18 protein-coding genes and 1 riboswitch are annotated in these 18,450 nt (G+C 66.6%); of the genes, 11 read left to right on the top strand and 7 right to left on the bottom strand.

Annotated features, from left to right (window positions below; translation table 11 throughout):
• Window positions 1-3 precede the first annotated feature (3 nt).
• The 8 genes from minD to IB228_RS17510 all read left to right on the top strand — a co-directional run bounded on the left by minD (window position 4) and on the right by IB228_RS17510 (window position 7,669).
• Window positions 4-813, top strand: coding sequence for a septum site-determining protein MinD (gene minD / locus IB228_RS17545; RefSeq protein WP_183638169.1), 810 nt, complete (start codon window positions 4-6; stop codon window positions 811-813).
• 3 nt (window positions 814-816) lie between these two features.
• Entirely contained in the window at window positions 817-1,071 is a 255-nt protein-coding gene (minE, locus tag IB228_RS17540) for a cell division topological specificity factor MinE (protein ID WP_141456118.1), read from the top strand.
• 81 nt (window positions 1,072-1,152) lie between these two features.
• Entirely contained in the window at window positions 1,153-1,947 is a 795-nt protein-coding gene (locus IB228_RS17535; protein ID WP_192199357.1) for a tetratricopeptide repeat protein, read from the top strand.
• Window positions 1,944-2,456: a hypothetical protein gene (locus IB228_RS17530; protein WP_183638173.1), complete on the top strand. Its 513-nt coding sequence runs from the start codon at window positions 1,944-1,946 to the stop codon at window positions 2,454-2,456. Before IB228_RS17535 ends, IB228_RS17530 begins: the two co-directional genes overlap by 4 nt.
• Window position 2,457: 1 nt before the next feature.
• Entirely contained in the window at window positions 2,458-3,147 is a 690-nt protein-coding gene (locus tag IB228_RS17525) for a YrbL family protein (RefSeq protein ID WP_192199356.1), read from the top strand.
• Window positions 3,148-3,190: 43 nt separating this feature from the next.
• Window positions 3,191-5,215 (top strand): M2 family metallopeptidase, encoded by a 2,025-nt coding sequence (locus tag IB228_RS17520; RefSeq protein ID WP_192199355.1) that lies wholly within the window; start codon window positions 3,191-3,193, stop codon window positions 5,213-5,215.
• A 125-nt stretch (window positions 5,216-5,340) separates the two neighbouring features.
• Entirely contained in the window at window positions 5,341-6,879 is a 1,539-nt protein-coding gene (locus IB228_RS17515; protein WP_192199354.1) for a hypothetical protein, read from the top strand.
• A 250-nt stretch (window positions 6,880-7,129) separates the two neighbouring features.
• Window positions 7,130-7,669 carry a metal-dependent hydrolase gene (locus IB228_RS17510; RefSeq protein WP_192199353.1) on the top strand — a complete coding sequence of 180 codons (540 nt, stop codon included), beginning with the start codon at window positions 7,130-7,132 and terminating at the stop codon, window positions 7,667-7,669.
• A gap of 372 nt (window positions 7,670-8,041) precedes the next feature.
• Here the strand turns inward: IB228_RS17510 and IB228_RS17505 are convergent, their stop codons facing one another.
• From IB228_RS17505 to IB228_RS17495, 3 genes are read right to left on the bottom strand one after another with little or no spacing between them, the layout of a single operon-like run.
• A complete protein-coding gene (locus tag IB228_RS17505; RefSeq protein WP_192199352.1) occupies window positions 8,042-8,470 on the bottom strand; it encodes a hypothetical protein in 429 nt (142 codons plus the stop codon).
• Window positions 8,471-8,490: 20 nt separating this feature from the next.
• Window positions 8,491-9,747, bottom strand: a complete 1,257-nt coding sequence (locus IB228_RS17500; RefSeq protein ID WP_183638186.1) for a multidrug effflux MFS transporter — start codon at window positions 9,745-9,747, stop codon at window positions 8,491-8,493.
• Window positions 9,744-10,199, bottom strand: coding sequence for a VOC family protein (locus IB228_RS17495; RefSeq protein ID WP_183638188.1), 456 nt, complete (start codon window positions 10,197-10,199; stop codon window positions 9,744-9,746). Before IB228_RS17495 ends, IB228_RS17500 begins: the two co-directional genes overlap by 4 nt.
• Window positions 10,200-10,365: 166 nt before the next feature.
• Window positions 10,366-10,479: riboswitch (glycine riboswitch) on the top strand.
• A 40-nt stretch (window positions 10,480-10,519) separates the two neighbouring features.
• Between IB228_RS17495 and gcvP the strand changes: the two genes are divergently transcribed.
• Window positions 10,520-13,450, top strand: a complete 2,931-nt coding sequence (gene gcvP / locus IB228_RS17490; RefSeq protein ID WP_192199351.1) for an aminomethyl-transferring glycine dehydrogenase — start codon at window positions 10,520-10,522, stop codon at window positions 13,448-13,450.
• A gap of 388 nt (window positions 13,451-13,838) precedes the next feature.
• Here the strand turns inward: gcvP and IB228_RS17485 are convergent, their stop codons facing one another.
• From IB228_RS17485 to IB228_RS17470, 4 genes are all read right to left on the bottom strand, one after another.
• The gene (locus tag IB228_RS17485) at window positions 13,839-14,312 is read right to left on the bottom strand and encodes a GNAT family N-acetyltransferase (protein WP_192199350.1); all 474 of its coding nucleotides are present in this window, start codon (window positions 14,310-14,312) and stop codon (window positions 13,839-13,841) included.
• Window positions 14,313-14,359: 47 nt separating this feature from the next.
• Window positions 14,360-14,662 (bottom strand): hypothetical protein, encoded by a 303-nt coding sequence (locus IB228_RS17480; RefSeq protein WP_192199349.1) that lies wholly within the window; start codon window positions 14,660-14,662, stop codon window positions 14,360-14,362.
• A gap of 192 nt (window positions 14,663-14,854) precedes the next feature.
• Entirely contained in the window at window positions 14,855-15,196 is a 342-nt protein-coding gene (locus IB228_RS17475; protein WP_141456105.1) for a cupin domain-containing protein, read from the bottom strand.
• 125 nt (window positions 15,197-15,321) lie between these two features.
• The gene (locus tag IB228_RS17470; protein WP_192199348.1) at window positions 15,322-15,813 is read right to left on the bottom strand and encodes a pyridoxamine 5'-phosphate oxidase family protein; all 492 of its coding nucleotides are present in this window, start codon (window positions 15,811-15,813) and stop codon (window positions 15,322-15,324) included.
• Between the two features lie 165 nt (window positions 15,814-15,978).
• Here IB228_RS17470 and IB228_RS17465 point away from each other — a divergent pair, with 165 nt between their 5' ends.
• Together IB228_RS17465 and IB228_RS17460 are read left to right on the top strand one after the other, a co-directional pair.
• A complete protein-coding gene (locus IB228_RS17465) occupies window positions 15,979-16,488 on the top strand; it encodes a DNA-binding protein (RefSeq protein ID WP_192199347.1) in 510 nt (169 codons plus the stop codon).
• Between the two features lie 337 nt (window positions 16,489-16,825).
• Window positions 16,826-18,271: a hypothetical protein gene (locus IB228_RS17460; RefSeq protein WP_192199346.1), complete on the top strand. Its 1,446-nt coding sequence runs from the start codon at window positions 16,826-16,828 to the stop codon at window positions 18,269-18,271.
• Window positions 18,272-18,450 lie beyond the last annotated feature (179 nt).

The raw sequence follows: 18,450 nt of genomic DNA, 5'->3' as shown, positions 1-18,450 counted from the left end.
CCATTGGCTGAAATCATCGTAGTCACGTCCGGCAAGGGCGGCGTCGGCAAGACCACCACCAGCGCCAGCATCGCCTGCGGCCTTGCCCGTCGCGGCAAGAAGGTCGCGGTCATCGACTTCGACGTCGGCCTGCGCAACCTCGACCTGATCATGGGCTGCGAACGCCGCGTGGTGTACGACTTCGTCAATGTCACCCAGGGCGAGGCCACGCTGAAGCAGGCGCTGATCAAGGACAAGCGTTTCGAGACGCTGTACATCCTGGCCGCCTCGCAGACCCGCGACAAGGACGCGCTGACCAAGGAAGGCGTGGAGAAGGTGCTCAAGGATCTGGGCGACGACGGTTTCGACTACGTGGTCTGCGATTCGCCGGCCGGCATCGAGAAGGGCGCGTTCCTGGCGATGTATTTCGCCGACCAGGCCATCGTGGTGGTCAATCCGGAAGTGTCCTCCGTGCGCGACTCCGACCGCATCCTCGGCCTGCTGGATTCCAAGACCCGCCGCGCCGAGAACGGCGAGCCGCTGAAGGCCAACCTGCTGCTGACCCGCTACAGCCCCGGCCGCGTCGAAAGCGGCGAGATGCTGAGCATCAAGGACGTGGAGGAGGTGCTGGGCCTGAAAACCCTGGGCGTGGTTCCCGAATCCGGCGACGTGCTCAACGCCTCCAACAAGGGCGAGCCGGTGATCCTGGATCTGGAGTCGCCGGCCGGCCAAGCTTACGACGACACGGTCGCCCGCCTGCTGGGCGAGGAGCGTCCGTTGCGTTTCACCACCCTGGAGAAGAAGGGCTTCTTCAGCAAGCTGTTCGGAGGTTAAGGCATGGGTCTGTTCGATTTCCTGCGTACCAAGAAGAACACCGCCGAAACCGCCAAGAACCGCCTGCAGATCATCATCGCGCAGGAACGTTCCTCGCGTGGCGGTCCCGACTACCTGCCGCTGCTGCGCCGCGAGCTGCTGGAAGTCATCAAGAAGTACGTCAACGTGGATGCCGAGGCGGTCAAGGTCGATCTGATCAAGGACGGTGAACACGACGTGCTCGACATCTCGGTCGCCCTGCCGGAAGGCCAGGGCTGACCGGAACGTCCGTCCCGAGCCGGTCCGCACCGGGCCGGCTCATGCCATAGTCGGCAAACCTACACCCGCCGGGATTCCGACATGGATGCCACATCGTTTCGCCGTTGCCGGTATGCCCTGGTCATGGTCAGCGCGTTGTCGGCGGGGACCGCGATGGCACAAACCCCGGCTGCGTCCCCCGCGCCGCCAGCGGATTCCCCGACGGCGGATGCCCCGGCCGAAACCAAGGCCGACCCTTGGCAGGCGCAACAGGACCGACTCATCGTCATCGGCGACGAGTTGCTGAAGAAGCGCCAGCCCGAGGCTGCCATCCGGGAAGCTTTCGATCCCGTCATCCAGGCGCATGAAGCCCGCTACGCCGGCGACGGCACGATCTACTTCTGTTCCCGCGACCCAGCGGAGGCGCTGCTGTACCTGCTGGGCGTGGCCGCCGATCATACCGAGGGCAAGGGGGGCAGCGATGCCAGGGTACTGGGGCCGACCTGGGCCTATGGCTACTACGGCAAAGCGTACGCGCTGATCGAACTCAACCGCTTCGACGAGGCCGCCGCGGCACTGGACAGGGCCCTGGAGCTCTCGCCGGCCAACCCGCAGTTCCTGACCGAACGCGGCTACCTGTACCGTGCCAGCCGCGAGTGGGACAAGATGCTGGCCAGCAACCAGGCAGCGCTGGAACATGTCGCGCTTGCCCCCGAATCGCTGCGGGATACCGAACGCGCGCGCGCGCTGCGCGGCGCCGGCTATGCGCTGATCGAACTGGACCGGCTGGACGAAGCCGAACGCCATTTCCGCGATTCGCTGAAAATAGAACCCAAGAACCAGGTCGCCCTGGGCGAGCTGGACTACATCAAGCAACTGCGCAAGAAAAAACCATGAACGCACCCGCCCCGCCCTCCGCCGAACCCGAAGTCCTGCGCGTGCGTGATCGCGTGTTCGCGGATCTGGCGGATCTGCTCGCCCGCTACGATCTTCGCCTGCATCAGGTTGCCGACGGCGAGAAGATTCCCGGCAGTTTCTGGGGCGAGCCGGAGGCCGGCGTGATTGCCGACAACGTCTACGTCCGCGGCGACACCCCGCTGCATTCGATGCTGCACGAGGCCTGCCACCTGATCGTGCTGCCCCCGGAACGGCGCGCGGCGGTGCATACCGACGCCACCGATTCGGACATCGAGGAAGACGCCACCTGCTACCTGCAGATCCTGCTGGCCGACGGCATTCCCGGCGTCGGCCGCGAACGCCTGATGGCCGACATGGATGCCTGGGGCTATTCGTTCCGGCTGGGCACCACCCGTGACTGGTTCGAGGGCGACGCCGAGGACGCGCGCCAGTGGCTGGGCGAACGCGAGCTGCTGGCACCGCGCTTCGGCCAGCGGCACGCGGCCTGAGATGTCCGCCAGGCCGCACGCTCCCTACCCACCGCTGGGCGCGCACTGGGGTGGCCTGACGGTATTGGCACGCGGCGCCAACCGCCTTTGCGCGCTCGATCCGGACGACGCCGGGCATTGCCTCAAGTTCGAACTGCATCCCGATGAACGCCCCGCGGCGGGCCTGCGTGCGCGCCTGCGGCGTTCGCTGGCGCGGCGGCTGCCGGCGCTGGGCGAAAACGCCACCGAACTGCGCGCCTGGCGGCGCCTGCGCGCGCGCATCGGTTCCGTGCTCGACGGCTGGCTCGCGCCCTGCACCGGCATCGTCGCCACCAGATGGGGCCCGGCGCTGCGCTGCGTGCTGGTGCGCGATGCCGACGACGCGATCGCACGCAGCCTGTACGCGCACCTGTTCGAAGGCACCCGCTCCTCGCCCGACTCGCTGTGCGCGGCGGTCGACGCGATGGAACGTGAATTGCTGGCCCACGACGTGCCGCTGTTCGATCTGAATGCCGGCAATTTCGTCGTTGCCGGATCCGCCACGCAGCCCCGGCTGGTCTGCGTCGACGCCAAGTCCACCCTGAGCGGCAAGGAGATCCTGCCGTTCTCGCGCTGGTCGCGACGCTTGATGCACCGCAAGATCCGGCGCCGGGCCGGGCGGTTGCGCCAGCGCATCCGCGCCGCCCTTGCGGACGCACCGCCGCCGCACTAGCCTTCCGGGTTCCTGCGCCTGCCGCACCCTCGAAGGACTTCCCGTGAAGCAACGCCATCTCCTGCTCGCACTCGCCGTCGGCGCCAGCGTGCTGGCCCTGTCCGCCTGCAAGAAGGACGAATCCAAGGATGCCGCCGCACCGGCCGCCGCCCCCCAGGGCGAAACCGCGGATCAGTTCATCGCCCGGGTGAACCAGGAACTGCGCAAGATGTATCCGGAGATCACCGCGTCGCAGTGGTTGTCCAACACCTACATCAACGACGACAGCCAGTTGCTGGAAGCCAAGTACAACGAGCGCTACCTGGCGCAGCTGAACGTGTGGATCGAGCAGGCCAGGAAGTTCGAGGGCCAGCAGATGTCGCCGGAAACCGCGCGCGCCATCCAGTTGCTCAAGCTCTCCACCGCCATGCCCGCGCCGAAGGATCCGGCCAAGCTGGAGGAAATCACCAAGCTGGCGTCCAAGATGGGCGGCATGTACGGCGCCGGCAAGTACTGCACCGGCGAAGGCGACGCGAAGAAGTGCCGTGACCTGGGCCAGCTGGAAGACGTGCTGCGCAGCAGCCGCGACTACGACGCGCAGCTGGACGCCTGGCAGGGCTGGCACACCATCGCCCAACCGATGCGCAAGGACTACACGCGCTTCGCCGAACTGGTCAACGAAGGCGCCAAGGAACTGGGCTACGCCGACGCCGGCGAGATGTGGCGCAGCGGCTACGACATGACCCCGGCGGAAATCGCCGCCGAGACCGATCGCCTGTGGGGCCAGGTCAAGCCGCTGTACGAACAGCTGCACTGCTACACCCGCACCAAGCTGCAGGCCACCTACGGCGTGGAGAAGGGCCAGGTCAACGGCATGCTGCCGGCGCACCTGACCGGCAACATGTGGCAGCAGGACTGGGGCAACCTGTGGGACATGCTGCAGCCGTACAAGAACGCCGGCAGCCTGGACATCAGCGAAGCACTGAAGGCGCAGTACCAGGCCGATTTCGTCAAGGAACTGGGCAAGGCCGGCCCGGCGCCGACCACCGAGCAGCAGTTCCAGGCCGAACGCGCCGCGCAGTTGGCGGTGGCCAAGCAGATGACCGAGCGCGCTCAGGATTTCTACGTCTCGCTGGGGATGCCCAAGCTGCCGGAAAGCTACTGGTCCAGGACCCAGTTCATCAAGCCGCTGGACCGCGACGTGGTCTGCCACGCCAGCGCCTGGGACATGAACATGGGCGGCGATCCGGGCGGCGGTCCGGACGTGCGCACCAAGATGTGCATCAAGCCCAACGAGGAAGATTTCACCACCATCTACCACGAACTGGGCCACGTCTATTACTACTTGGCCTACAACAAGCTGCCGCCGCTGTTCCAGAACGGCGCGCATGACGGCTTCCACGAGGCCATCGGCGACACCATCGTGCTGGCCATGACCCCGGACTACCTCAAGTCCATCGGCCTGGTCGGCGATCAGCAGCAGAGCCACGACGCGCTGATCAACGCGCAGATGCGCATGGCGCTGGCGAAGGTGTCGTTCATGCCGTTCGGGCTGATGATCGATCGCTGGCGCTGGGGCGTGTTCGACGGTTCGATCAAGCCGGCCGACTACAACAAGGCATGGTGGGATCTGAAGGCCCGCTACCAGGGCGTGGCGCCGGTGAGCGCGCGCGGCGAGGACTTCTTCGATCCGGGCGCCAAGTACCACGTGCCGGGCAACACCCCGTACACGCGCTACTTCCTCTCGCACATCCTGCAGTTCCAGTTCTACAAGGGCCTGTGCGACGCCGCCGGCTACAAGGGCCCGCTGTACAACTGCAGCTTCTACGGCAACAAGGTCGCCGGCCAGCGCTTCTGGGCGATGCTGGAGAAGGGCGCCAGCCAGCCGTGGCAGGCCACGCTGAAGGAACTGACCGGCACCGAAAAGATGGACGCCAACGCGGTGCTGGAGTACTTTGCCCCGCTGCAGGAATGGCTGAAGCAACAGAACGAAGGCCAGACCTGCGGCTGGCAGCCCACGCCGCCGGCCACCACCGCCGCGGCGCCTGCCGCGCCGGCGAAGGCGGAACCGGCCAGGAAACAGGGCTGAGATTCTCGCGAAGGGTTACGAAAAGGCCGGCGGAAGCCGGCCTTTTCAATGTTACGCGCATGCACATCAGGCTCGTCCTTATCGTTGATACCATTCCCGGACCATGGACGAATCAGGGGAAGCAGATGGGCAAGCGGATATATCTCGGCCTGGGAATGCTGGCATTGGCGTGCGCCATCGCCATGCCAGTCGGCTGGGCCCAGAGCGTGCCCGGCGAAACCAGCCGCACGCCGGCGCCGCCGGCAACGCATTGGCGCACGCCAGATTTCAATGCGCTGCAAAGTGCGCGCCTGCGTTATCGCGAGATGCCGGTGCAGCGCCTCTTCGACGTGCAGAACCGCAATGCGCTGCGGCAGATGAAGGCCGTGCAGATCGGCGTTGGGCGTCGGCTGGATTCCGAAGGCACGACCCTCCTCGCCCAGCCCGCGCTGAGCTGGCGCGCACTGGCGCACGGCGCATCGGCACGAATCGAAATCACGTCTCCGGACGCGCTGGCGGTGCGCACCGGCCTGCAGGTAGCCTCGCTGCATCCCGACGTGGAACTGCGCTTTGCCGGTTCGGACAATCCGAATCGGGTCATCGCTGTGGTGACCGCAGGCGAAGCGCAGCGCCAGTTAGATGCGCAAGGCCTGTACTGGACGCCCAGCACCGACGGCCAGACCCAGCTGATCGAAATTTACCGTCCCGCCCACGTCAATGCATCGATGGCGCGCGTCGGTGCCCCGCAACTGACGCACCTGCTGACCAACAGCCGCAGCGACTTCAAGATTCTGGAGAAAATCGGCGAGTCCGCCAGTTGCAACGTCGATACGGCATGCCGCGTCAATGAACTGGGCGAACGCTTCGTCAAGGCGAAAAACGCGGTCGCGCACATGGTATTCATCAAGAGCGAGAATGGCCAGACAGGCGCTTTCATCTGCACCGGTACGCTGCTCAACGATACCGTCACCGGCACTCAGGCGCCCTACTTCTACTCCGCGCATCACTGCATAAGCGATCAAGGCACCGCCTCCACGCTCAATACGTTCTGGCGCTACGAAACCACCAGTTGCAACAGCGGCGTGTCGCAAAAGGTGACCCAACTGACCCGCGGTGCCACCTATCTGTATTCCAGCGGCGAGACCGATGCCCTGCTGTTGCTGCTGGCCGAACCCGCGCCCGCCGGTGCCGAATTCAGCGGCTGGGACGCCGCCGCGCTCCCCGCTTCCAGTGCCATCCTCGGCATCCATCATCCGTCGGGCGACGCCAAGAAGGTTTCCTCGGGTCAGCAGATCCCGGCCAGCAGTAACGCCACCCACAACGGCGTCGCCTGGCTGAGCGGCAGCACCGAGGGCGGCAGCAGCGGCTCCGGCCTGTTCACCCTGCATCCGGAGGGCTACCGCCTGCGCGGTGGCCTGTATGGCGGCGATGCCGCCTGCACCAACAGCGGCGCGATCAACAACTCCGGAAATCGCGACTGGTACTCGCGCTTCGATGTGGCCTATCCGCATATCCGGCAATGGTTGGCGCCGACCACGCCCATCCGCATGCACGGCGCTCAGCCGTTGATCCCCGGCCAGGCCAACGCGGCATCCGCCCGCGCGATGCCCACCCGTGCCGCCACCCAGATCAAGGCCCGCCCCGTATTCAAGCGCCGCCCCATCTATCGCCACCGGACTCCGTAGAGCGGAACCTGCTCGGCTCGGCACTCCGGCTGCCATGGCGGAATTTTGCTCAGCCCCGGCGTTCCCTTGGAACGGAGCTCACTCCACTCCGGTTCCATATCCGGGTGCTGCGCAGGCGAGCGCCTGACGTGAGTTTATGGATGCATGGAATGTCGTCAGCGGAGCAAGCTCCGCTCTACGGCTCGGGCTTCACCGTTACTTCAAATGCAGCGGCGATGGTGAGCACCTCTCATCCATGCCGGAGTTCCAGATGCCCACCGTGTTTGCCCACGCCCTGGTTCCCGTCGCCGTTGGTCTTGGTCTGGGACGCCGGCGTATCCCCGCACGCTTGCTGATTACGGGCGCGGTGGCGGCGATGCTGCCGGATGCGGATGTGGTGGCGTTCAAATTCGGTATCGCCTACGCCGATGCGCTGGGGCATCGCGGCGCCAGTCATTCCCTTGTGTTCGCGCTGCTGCTGGGCGCGTTGGCGGCGTGCTTCCATCGTCCGCTGCGCGCGCGGGCCTGGACGGCGTTCCTGTTCGTCGCCTGCTCGGTGCTGTCGCATCCACTGCTGGACATGCTGACCAACGGCGGCCTGGGCGTGGCCCTGCTGTGGCCTTGGTCGGAACAGCGTTTCTTCGCCCCTTGGCAGGTCATCGAGGTATCGCCGTTCGCGCACAGGTTCTTCAGCGCGCGCGGCGTGGAGGTGCTGTGGTCGGAAGCCCGCTGGATTGGCGTGCCGGCGCTGCTGCTGATGGCCGTGCTCGCCGCCCCGCGTCTCTTGTGGGAGCGACGTCAGTCGCGATGAAGCATCCGGATCACTCCTGTCGCGACTGACGTCGCTCCCACAGGATGGACGATGGAACGACTCATGCCATTGTAGGAGCGACGTGAGTCGCGACGGAACATCCGGAGCATCCCAACCGTCCCGGTCGCGACTTACGTCGCTCCTGCAAGGGGGTTGATGGAATGCGGCTCATGCCATCTGTAGGAGCGACGTGAGTCGCAACGGAACATCCGGAGCATCCCAACCGTCCCGGTCGCGACTTACGTCGCTCCTGCAAGGGGGATGATGGAATGCGGCTCATGCCATCTGTAGGAGCGACGTGAGTCGCAACGGAACATCCGGAGCATCCCGACCGTCCCGGTCGCGACTTACGTCGCTCCTACAGGAAACCATTCAATGCTGGGTGGGGGCGGCGTCCGGTTCGGAATCGGCGTCTTCGGCGCCGGCACTCATCTCCGCTTCCAGCTTCTTCTCGAAATCTTCCAGGCTCATGCCCTGGGCGGCGGCTTCGATGACGGCGGTGTCGCGCAGCTCATCCGAGTAGACCAGCCGCACCGGCTGGCCGTTGGCTTCGTGCAGGGCGGCGGCGCGCTTGATCATCGCCAGCACCTCGGCGGCACTGTCGGAACTGCCGGCAATGCGGCCGTCCATGCCCAGCACCCACACGCCGGCCTGGCGCACGATGCCGGCCAGCAGGTCGCCCTGCGGATTGCGCAGCTCGGCGTGCGGTTCGATCGCCGGGGCGTTGGCGCGGGCCAGGTTGCGTGCCTTGATCGCCCTGCGCTTCTTGGCGTCGCGGCGGGCCTTTGAATGGGTAGACATCGGGGATTCCTTGTCGAAGGTCAGATCTGATCGGTGGGTTCAAGCGCGGCGGGTTCTTTCGGACAGGCTTCGGCGCGCCGGCTCACCTGCGCCTCCCAGCGCCACATCGCCCAGCCGGCCAGCGTCAGCACGCCCGCGCCCAGCGCCAGCCACAGGCCGTGCCGGCTCAACAGCGCCGAAACCACGCCGGCGATGATCGTGTTGATGAACAGGTTGCTGAAGGCCTGCAGCGACGACGCCGCACCGCGCTGGCGCGGATACATGTCGAGGATGGCCAGGGTGAGGATCGGGAAGATCAGCGCCACGCCGAATGCCGACAGGCACATCGGCAGCACCGCCCACGGGATGGTGATGGCATCGCCCACCCACGCGTTGTAGGCAAGGTTGGCGAGCGTCGACACGCCCATGCAGGCGAAACCGATGCGGGTCAGCTGGGTGCCGCTGATGCGGCCTGCGGCGCGCCCGGACACGAACGCGCCCAGGGTCATGCCGCCGATGGTCGGCAGGAACAGCCAGGCGAACTGCTGCTCGTTCAAGCCCAATCGATCCATCACGAAAATCGGCGCCGAGGCGATGTACAGGAAGATGCCGCCGAAGCTCAGCGAGCCGGCCAGCGCCAGCCGCTGGAAGCGCGGGTTCAGGGCGATGGCGAAGTAGTCACGCAACAGGTGCTTGGGCGAAACCTTCACCCGCACTTCCGGCGGATGGGTTTCCGGCAGCCACAGGCCGACGGTCAGCAACAGCAGCAGCGAGAAGCCGGCCAGGAACCAGAAGATCACCGGCCACGCGCTCCAGCCCAGGATCCAGCCGCCGATGATCGGCGCGATCGCCGGGGCGATGCCGAAGATCATCGACACCTGGCTCATCAGCCGCTGCGCGTCGTCGCCATGCAGCACGTCGCGGATCACCGCGCGGCCGACGATGAAACCCACGCCGGCCGAGAAACCCTGCAGCGCGCGGAACAGCAGCAGCGTGGTCATGTCGCGCGACAGCGCGCAGCCAATCGACGCCAGCAGGAACAGGAACAGCCCGCCCAGGATCACCTTGCGCCGGCCGAACGCATCCGACAGCGGGCCGTGCACCAGGCTCATCAGCGCGTAGGTCAGCAGGTAGACGCTGATGACCTGCTGCATCGCCAGCTTGTCCGCGCCCAGCTGCGCGCCCATCGCGTTGAACGCGGGGAAGATGGTGTCGATCGAGAACGGGCCGAACATCGCCAGCCCGCCCAGCAGCAGGGCCAGGCGGCGGTTGGACGGCAGCTTGCGAACGCCGGTCATGGCGCGCTCCCGGCCACCGAAGGGTCCACCGGCGGCGAAGTCGGCGGGCCCTTCAACTCGACCGTGTTGCCTTCCGGGTCCCGCAGGTACTGGGACGGCCCCATGCCGTCAGCGCCGTAGCGCTCACCGAATTCGGCCAGGGTCGCCCCGGCCGCTTCCAGGTACGCCGCCAGCGCCTCGCGGTCGAAGGGTTCCACCCGCAGGCACAGGTGGTCGACGTTGTGGCCTTCGGGCCCCGGCGCGGCCCCGCCCAGCCGGCCCAGCTTGCCGTCCACCGGCACCAGATCGATCAGCGACTCGCCGGCCCGCAGTTGCAACAGGCCCAGCTCCGGCCGGTCCCGCTCCACCGTGCAGCCCAGCACCCCGCAATAGAAGGCGCGCATGGCCGCCAGGTCGCGGACGCGCAGGACGATGTGGTCCAGGCGCAGGAGTCGGAAAGGGGGCGCATTCATGAACAGGGATGGCCGGCGCGGGGGGCCGGACATGGTAAGGCCAACCGGGACGATGCGGGCGGCCGCAGGCTATAATCCGCGCCGCAAGACCAGGTGGGAGAAGCGGGGAAACCCGCTGCCGAAGGCGCAAACGCCCGTAATCGCTCAGGCCCGATACCACCCCCGCTGCAAACACTCTGGAGAGATCGGCCACGCGCCGGCGCCGAAGGGGCACGAAGCACCACCGCGACCTCGTCCGCGGCGCTTCCAAACTCTCAGGCAAAAGGACAGAGGGGCACCCACGTGCGCACTTCGCACGCCCGGCTTCATGCCTTTTCCGGATGCCCCTGCCCATGTCCCAGACTCCGTCCTCGCTTCGCGATCTCGAGCACCACGACGCTTTCATCGCCCGCCACATCGGTCCCAACGACGCCGAAATCGCGCACATGCTGCGCGTGGTCGGCCACGACTCGCTGGAGGCGATGACCGATGCCATCGTGCCGGCCAACATCAAGTCCGCCGCCCCGCTGGCCCTGCCCGAAGCGATGACCGAGGAAGAGGCGCTGGCCAAGATCCGCGCCGTCGCCGACCGGAACCAGGTGTTCAAGAGTTTCATCGGCCAGGGCTACTACGGCACCCACACCCCGAAGGTGATCCTGCGCAACATCCTGGAGAACCCGGCCTGGTACACCGCCTACACCCCGTACCAGGCGGAAATCTCGCAGGGCCGCATGGAAGCGCTGATCAACTTCCAGACCATGATCACCGACCTGACCGGCATGGAAATCGCCAGCGCCTCGCTGCTGGACGAAGCCACCGCCGCCGCCGAGGCGATGACCCTGGCCAAGCGTTCGGCCAAGTCGAAGTCCAACGTGTTCCTGGTCGCCGGCGACACCCATCCGCAGACGATTGAAGTCCTGCAGACCCGCGCCGAGCCGCTGGGCCTGACCGTGGACATCGTCCGTTCGACCGAAGCGTTCCATGAAAAACTCGCCGCCGGCGATTACTTCGGCGTGCTGGTGCAGTACCCCGCGTCCAGCGGCTGGCTGGAGGAATGGGGCCGCGACGCGGAGATCATCCACGGCCACCAGGCGCTGTTCGTGATGGCCACCGACCTGCTGGCGCTGACCCTGCTCAAGACTCCGGGCGAGATGGGCGCCGACATCGTGGTCGGCAACACCCAGCGCTTCGGCGTGCCGTTCGGCTTCGGCGGCCCGCACGCGGCCTTCATGGCCTGCCGCGACGCCTACAAGCGCTCCATGCCGGGCCGCCTGATTGGCGTGTCGGTGGATGCCGACGGCAATCCCGCCTACCGCCTGACCCTGCAGACCCGCGAGCAGCACATCCGTCGCGAGAAGGCCACCTCCAACATCTGCACCGCGCAGGTGCTGCTGGCGGTGATGGCCTCGATGTACGCCGTCTACCACGGTCCGGAAGGCCTGACCCGCATCGCCCGCCGCGTCGCCCGCCTGACCGCCATCCTGGCCGAAGGCCTGCGCACGCTCGGCCACGCCACGGTGCACGCCAGCGCGTTCGACACCCTGTGCATCGACGCCGGCGACGCCGCCGAGGCGATCCTGGCCCGCGCCAAGCAGGCCCGCATCAACCTGCGCGTGCGCGGCAACGGCACGCTGTGCATCTCGCTGGACGAAACCACCACGCGCGCCGACGTGAAAGCGCTGTGGGGCGTGTTCGCCAATGCCGGCGCCACCCTGCCGAGCATCGACGCGCTGGACGCCAGCGCCCCCTCGCTGATCCCGGAAGCCCTGCGCCGCACCAGCCCGTTCCTGACCCACCCGGTGTTCAACACCCACCACAGCGAACACGAACTGCTGCGCTACATGCGTGCGCTGGCCGACAAGGATCTGGCGATGGATCGCACCATGATCCCGCTGGGCAGCTGCACCATGAAGCTCAACGCCACCGCCGAGATGATCCCGGTGACCTGGCCGGAGTTCGGCAACCTGCATCCGCTGGCCCCGGCCGATCAGGCCCAGGGCTACAAGGAACTGATCGACGGCCTGGAAGCCATGCTGGTCGAATGCACCGGCTATGACTCGGTCAGCCTGCAGCCCAACTCCGGCGCGCAGGGCGAATACGCCGGCCTGCTGGCCATCCGCGCCTACCACCGCTCGCGCGGCGAGGCCAAGCGTGACATCTGCCTGATTCCCGAATCCGCGCACGGCACCAACCCGGCCAGCGCGCAGATGTGCGGCATGCAGGTGGTGGTCACCAAGTGCGACAGCAACGGCAACGTCGATGTCGAGGACATCCGCCGCGCCGCCGAGAAGTACAGCGATCGCCTGGCCGCGATCATGATGACCTACCCCTCCACCCACGGCGTGTTCGAAGAGGACGTGGTGGAGATCTGCAACATCATCCACCAGCACGGCGGCCAGGTGTACACCGACGGCGCCAACATGAACGCGCTGGTCGGCGTGGCCAAGCCGGGCAAGTGGGGTTCGGATGTCTCCCACCTCAACCTGCACAAGACCTTCTGCATTCCGCACGGCGGCGGCGGCCCGGGCGTGGGCCCGTGCGCGGTCAAGTCGCACCTGGCGCCGTTCCTGCCGCGCACGCTGGGCGGTGAGGGCGACGTGGGCATGGTGTCGGCGGCCAGCTTCGGCAGCGCCAGCATCCTGCCGATCAGCTGGATGTACATCACCCTGATGGGCTCGGCCGGCCTGCGCAAGGCCACCCAGGTGGCGCTGCTCAACGCCAACTATGTCGCCAAGCGCCTGGCCCCGCACTACGAGACCCTGTACACCGGCCGCAACGGCCTGGTCGCGCACGAGTGCATCCTGGATCTGCGCCCGCTCAAGGACGCCACCGGCATCAGCGCCGAGGACGTGGCCAAGCGCCTGATCGACTTCGGCTTCCATGCCCCCACCCTGAGCTTCCCGGTGGCCGGCACGCTGATGGTCGAGCCGACCGAGAGCGAATCGCAGCACGAACTGGATCGCTTCATCGACGCGATGATCCAGATCCGCGAGGAAATCCGCGCGGTCGAGGACGGCCGCCTGGATCGCGAGGACAACCCGCTCAAGCACGCCCCGCACACCGCCACCCAGGTCAGCGCCAGCGAATGGACCCACGCCTACCCGCGTGAACTGGCCGCGTTCCCGCTGCCCAGCCTGAAGCTGCAGAAGTACTGGCCGCCGGTCGCACGCGTGGACAACGTGCACGGCGACAAGAACGTGTTTTGCAGTTGCATCCCGGTGGAAGCCTTCGCCGGCGAACCGGAAGCCTTCAGCGAGCCGAACGTGATGTAAGAAAAAAAGCCCCGCGATGCGGGGCTTTTTTTTGGGGAGTACTCGCACGCTGCGACGCCCCCTTCCCCCGCCCGCGGGGGAAGGTGCCCGAAGGGCGGATGGGGGCAAGTTCGTATGCTTCCTCTTCCCGACCGCGCCAAAAGCAAGCGCTTCTCAACAGCCGAATGGCTGGTCAATCCCCCGTCACCCGCTTCGCGGGCGCCCGCCCCCTTTTTTCGCTTTCAACAGCCGCATGGCTGATCACGGGGGCTTTCTAGTGCAGTTCAACGGTCGCCGCCTTTCCTCCCCCTTCGAAGAAGGGGGACCGAGGGGGATTTGCTTTTGTGCTCCCATACCCACGCCCTTCCCAACCAGCGAGGGAAACTGTCCAAAAAAGATAAGAGCAACCCTAAAGCTGCTTGATGAGGTTATGACTTACCGTCAAATACCCCAATTTCGCATACAGCGCCTGCGCACCCGCGTTGTGCGCAAACACATGCAGGCCAATCCGATCGATGCCCTGCGCGCGCACCTGCGCCTCCATCGCCGCGAACGCGTCTGCCGCGTAACCGCGGCGGCGATGCGCGGGATGCACAAGCACATCATAGACATGCACCTGCCGCTGCTCGCCTTCGGAATACACGCCGTACCACAGCGATCCGACCGTGCCCTCCGTGCTGGCAACGATCTCGAACAGATAATGATCCGGCGTGGCGACGCCCTGCGGCAGCAACTGCGCAAAGGCCGCCTGCGAACGCTCCCGCGCGCCGTCTGCCGGCCAGCGTCCGGCGGAGACATTCTCCCCGGCGTAATTTTCCACCGCGGTGTGCAGGAACGTGCGGAACGCGCGCTCACTCATCGGGACCAGCGAAACCTTGGACATGGACGAAAGCCGCGGGACGGGAGCGGCGACTCTATCCCAGTCCGGCGTCACACGCGTGGCGGCGGCGCGGCGGGAACCGGAATCGACGGGCGGGTCCCGTCGCTCAGCGCCATCAGCTGGCAGAACGTGGCGTCATAGGCCGCCGCTTCCTCCTGATAGCCGGCGACGGCCCGCAGCGAACCGCGCGCGGCCAACTTCTGCGCGACTGCGCGCAAGCGCTCGCCATCCGGATGGGTCTGTACCAGCGCCGCCATCCAGACGGTCAACGCTTCCAGTTGACCGATGGCGCGCGCATCGGTGGCCTCCAGCCGGCACAGATGGGTATGGATCTGGGTGTCTGACAACAGCATGCAATCGACTTCCGACATAAGGGGGGCACCGCCGCAAAGCCCCCTCTCCGCGCCGTTGGTTTCCCTCACGCGGCGGGCACGACGGATCGGACAGGCCGCACGCGCCGTGGTCATTCACCGTTCGGGCCGGTGAAGCCGGAACTGAATATCCGGCTCCCCGTATTCAGCCACATGCCGGCCCGCCCAATTCCCTCAGCCCTCGCCCGCCGGCAGGGTTTCCTCGTCCTGGTCGTAGGCCGGCGGGTAATAGAAGTTGAGCGTCTTCAGGAAGGTCCGCCCGGTATTGCGGATCTCGTGGCGCTCGCCGTGTTCGATCACCAGCAAGCTGCCCGCGCGCAGCGTCTGCCGCTCACCTTCAATGGTGGCCACGCCCGTACCGGACACCACATACAACCACTGGTCCGCACCGCGATGCCGGTTGTCAGGCCCACCCTCGGCCTCGCCCGGCGCGATCACCATCTCCGCCGCCTGCACCTCACGCACCGCGAACGCGGTGCGAAAGCCTTGTCCGAAACGCAGGTGTTTGTATTGCATGCCGGTTCCAATGACCTTGTCCTGACGACCGAGAAGTTCCCTTCCCCCGCGCGCGGGGGAAGGTGCCCGAAGGGCGGATGGGGGCAAACCGTCCAGCATCCGCAATGACGGCCTCACCCAATCCCTCAATGCCGCAGATTCACCTCGGCCACGCGATCGCGGTAATGCTTCTTCGGATCCATGCCCAGCATCAACTTCACCCCGGCCAGCATCGAGTTCTCGTTCAACCAGATTTCCGCGTGCTCGGCATCGAAGCGCAGCAGCGCCAATCGTGGATCCTCCATCCCGCCTTCGTACCAGGCGGCCAGGTAGGGATTCCACAACCGGTCGACCACTTCGCGATCCGTATGCTCCACCAGCACCCCGTTGACGCTGGCGAACAGGTCATGGCCCTTCGCGCAGAACGTGGCGATGGCGCGCTGCGGCGTGCCCACGCGCTGGGCCAGGCGATTGTCGGTGGTGGTGAAGAACCAGATGGGCCCGTGTTCCTCGTCCTCCATCTGCGCAGTCATCGGACGGGTGTGGCCGTCCTCGGCGCCCTCCAGGCCAATCATCATGACCATGTCGGACTTCAGCAGCTTCCAGAATTTCTTTTCGAGTTCCTGTGGCGTATGCATGACGATACTCCCTCGAAACAGGTGGCTTCACGCTAGCCCCGCGCATGTCACGCCGCCGTCAAGCAAGCGTTATCGCCGTGATAGTCGCGCCCGCCAACCGTCCTTCGCCGCCTGTTCACGCCGACGGGACTAACACAGGCTCGTTGTCCGAAGGAGGACGCCGCCATGCCGGAAGAAAAAACCCGCCGCGCGGTCGAACGCGACAAGCGCGAAGGCAAGTCCGCCAGCACCCAGGCCGGCGAATTCGTTCGCGAGGAAATCGAACACGTGCGCGAAGGCAAGCACGGCGTCCAGAACACCAAGCAGGCCATCGCCATCGGCCTGTCCAAGGCCCGCCGCGCCGGCATCGATGCCGAACCCGGCGACAACGCCTCTCCGGCGGTCAAGAAAAAAGCCCGCAAGGACATCGCCAAGGGCAGGAAAACCGCTACGAAACGCCCCGCCGCCAAACGCTCGGCCGGCGCCAAGAAGGCGTTGAAGGCCACCAGCAAGACGACCGCCAAGAAAGCCGTCAGCCGCACCGCTCTGTCCAAACAGGCCAAGAAGGCGGCCAGCAAGCGCACCGCCGCCGACCGTTCCGCCGCGGCAAAGAAAGCCGCCCGCACCAAGGGCCCCGCCAAGCGCTCGGCCGCCGCCAAGAAGGCCGCGCGTACCCGCGAGAAGTCGTCCTCCTGATCCTCCGGTGGGCCTCGGCCCACCATTGCCGTCGCCGGGCGCCGGTACCGGGTGAAGCCACGAAGGCTCACCCACCGCCCGGCACCGCGATGGTGGACCCAGACCCACCCGACCACGGTCCGCGGACTCTCCCCCTGCACCGTCCAACACCCGCGTAGAGCGGAGCTTGCTCCGCTGCCGTTGCCCCACCCCGGCCGCCGGGCAAGCCCGGCGCTACAGTCCTGGTATACGCTTGCCGATATCGCCGATACGGCCCTGGGGAGGGCCGGCGAGGAAGTGGAGCTGGCGGCCGCGCGCCACCGGCAAGGATGTTTGAAGGATCAACCGGGGAATCGCCATGCACCTGTTCCGTCCGCTCGTCGCGGTCGCCTGCCTGTGGCTGGCCGGTTGCGCGCACAACGTCGCCTATCGCGTGCAGCCTGCATCGGCCACGCCCTGCCAGGAAACCGAGCAGCGCGACTGCCGCGCGGCGATCCGTCATCCGCTGCGCAGCGGGCCGGACGGCGCCTACATCACCTATGTCGAATTCGATGACCAGGGTGCGCTGCACGATCGCGCGCGCACCCGCCAGGCGCTGGACCTGGTGCGCGAACGCACCCGCCAGCGCGCCACCCTGCTGGTGTTGTTCGCGCACGGCTGGAAACACAACGCGGAGGTGGGCGACGAGAACGTGCGCGACTTCCAGGCCCTGCTGGTCAAACTGCGCGCCAACCTGGCCGCCTACGAGGATGAGCACAAGGTTCCACCGGAACAGCGCCGCCAGGTCGAAGGCGTCTACCTGGGCTGGCGTGGCCTCAGCGCCAAGTGGGAACCGGGCAAGGAACTGACCTTCTGGCGCCGCAAGGCCACCGCGCATCGCGTGGGCACCGACGGCGCTATCGAGGTCATCTCCGAACTGTCCGCGCTGCGTTCGCAGCCGGCGGCCAACGGCGGTCGGCACGCGCTGGTCGTCGCCGGCCACAGCTTCGGCGGCGCGCTGGTCTACAACGCCACCGAACACCTGCTGATGCGCGAGCTGGTGGAAGCCCAGCAATGCGTGCCCGCCGCCGGACCCGGCGGCCCGCAACTGAAGATCGCACCGTTCTCCAATACCCGCGTGGAATCCGCCGACGGCGCAGCGTTGCAGAAAGACGCCTGCAAACAGGTACCGGCCTCGGTCGCGGACATGGTCATCCTGGTCAACCCGGCCTTCGAAAACACCCGCTACGACCCGCTGGAAGCGCGCTCGCGGCAGACGCCCTTCGCGCGCGGGCAGATGCCGATCCTGGCGGTGTTCATGTCGGAAAAGGACAAGGCCACGCGCTACGCCTTTCCCGCCGGTCGTTTCTTCTCCACCCTCACCAACAACTACACCACGCAGGGCCAGCGCAAACGCGACCTGGTCGCGCTGGGCCACCTGAAGGAAAAGTGGACCCACACCCTGGATGTGCCCAACCGGACCCGGCAGCTATTGGGCATCCAGAGCCTGATGGGCATGAAAACGCTCAGCCAGGTTGCCGACGCCATCCGTCCCAACTATCCGGGCTGGGATGACTTCATCTGCGGCAACGAAAACACCTGGAGCCTGGACGGCGTCGAACTCAAGCGCTACCAGGACAACCCGGTCGATCCGGATCCGCATTCGCCCTACATGGTCGTGCGGGTGAAGGGAAAGCTGGTCAACGGTCACAACGCGATCTGGGGCGAAGCCTTCAACGGCTTCGTGGAGAATCTGGTCACGGCGCGCTTCGCCGGTGGCTCCGAGATGCGTTGTCAGGGTAACCGCCCCAGCCGCGTCCCCTAGCCGGTTCACGGTCTACCATCGCCACCGCCGGCTCTCGTCTGCGCAAACCATCGCGCCGCATCGGAACGTCCGCGCTTCCCATCCCACAGGGCGAGCCGAGCCCCCTGTGTGCTTGCGGTCACGCAGCCTGGGCGGTTCGTCATTCCTTCGGTGCCGTTCGCACCAGCGCGCTCCCGGCC

It is taken from the genome of Pseudoxanthomonas sp. PXM04 (assembly GCF_014851695.1).
Taxonomy (GTDB): Bacteria; Pseudomonadota; Gammaproteobacteria; order Xanthomonadales; family Xanthomonadaceae; genus Pseudoxanthomonas_A; species Pseudoxanthomonas_A beigongshangi.
This window is presented reverse-complemented; position numbering and strand designations above follow the sequence as displayed.

What these genes read in the sequence shown, in the direction of transcription:
- minE (WP_141456118.1), top strand. Translation starts at nt 817, where the DNA reads ATGGGTCTGTTCGATTTCCTGCGTACCAAGAAGAACACCGCCGAAACC.
- IB228_RS17535 (WP_192199357.1), top strand. Translation starts at nt 1,153, where the DNA reads ATGGATGCCACATCGTTTCGCCGTTGCCGGTATGCCCTGGTCATGGTC.
- IB228_RS17530 (WP_183638173.1), top strand. Translation starts at nt 1,944, where the DNA reads ATGAACGCACCCGCCCCGCCCTCCGCCGAACCCGAAGTCCTGCGCGTG.
- IB228_RS17525 (WP_192199356.1), top strand. Translation starts at nt 2,458, where the DNA reads ATGTCCGCCAGGCCGCACGCTCCCTACCCACCGCTGGGCGCGCACTGG.
- IB228_RS17515 (WP_192199354.1), top strand. Translation starts at nt 5,341, where the DNA reads ATGGGCAAGCGGATATATCTCGGCCTGGGAATGCTGGCATTGGCGTGC.
- IB228_RS17510 (WP_192199353.1), top strand. Translation starts at nt 7,130, where the DNA reads ATGCCCACCGTGTTTGCCCACGCCCTGGTTCCCGTCGCCGTTGGTCTT.
- IB228_RS17505 (WP_192199352.1), bottom strand. Translation starts at nt 8,470, where the DNA reads ATGTCTACCCATTCAAAGGCCCGCCGCGACGCCAAGAAGCGCAGGGCG.
- IB228_RS17500 (WP_183638186.1), bottom strand. Translation starts at nt 9,747, where the DNA reads ATGACCGGCGTTCGCAAGCTGCCGTCCAACCGCCGCCTGGCCCTGCTG.
- IB228_RS17495 (WP_183638188.1), bottom strand. Translation starts at nt 10,199, where the DNA reads ATGAATGCGCCCCCTTTCCGACTCCTGCGCCTGGACCACATCGTCCTG.
- gcvP (WP_192199351.1), top strand. Translation starts at nt 10,520, where the DNA reads ATGCCCCTGCCCATGTCCCAGACTCCGTCCTCGCTTCGCGATCTCGAG.
- IB228_RS17485 (WP_192199350.1), bottom strand. Translation starts at nt 14,312, where the DNA reads ATGTCCAAGGTTTCGCTGGTCCCGATGAGTGAGCGCGCGTTCCGCACG.
- IB228_RS17480 (WP_192199349.1), bottom strand. Translation starts at nt 14,662, where the DNA reads ATGCTGTTGTCAGACACCCAGATCCATACCCATCTGTGCCGGCTGGAG.
- IB228_RS17475 (WP_141456105.1), bottom strand. Translation starts at nt 15,196, where the DNA reads ATGCAATACAAACACCTGCGTTTCGGACAAGGCTTTCGCACCGCGTTC.
- IB228_RS17470 (WP_192199348.1), bottom strand. Translation starts at nt 15,813, where the DNA reads ATGCATACGCCACAGGAACTCGAAAAGAAATTCTGGAAGCTGCTGAAG.
- IB228_RS17465 (WP_192199347.1), top strand. Translation starts at nt 15,979, where the DNA reads ATGCCGGAAGAAAAAACCCGCCGCGCGGTCGAACGCGACAAGCGCGAA.
- IB228_RS17460 (WP_192199346.1), top strand. Translation starts at nt 16,826, where the DNA reads ATGCACCTGTTCCGTCCGCTCGTCGCGGTCGCCTGCCTGTGGCTGGCC.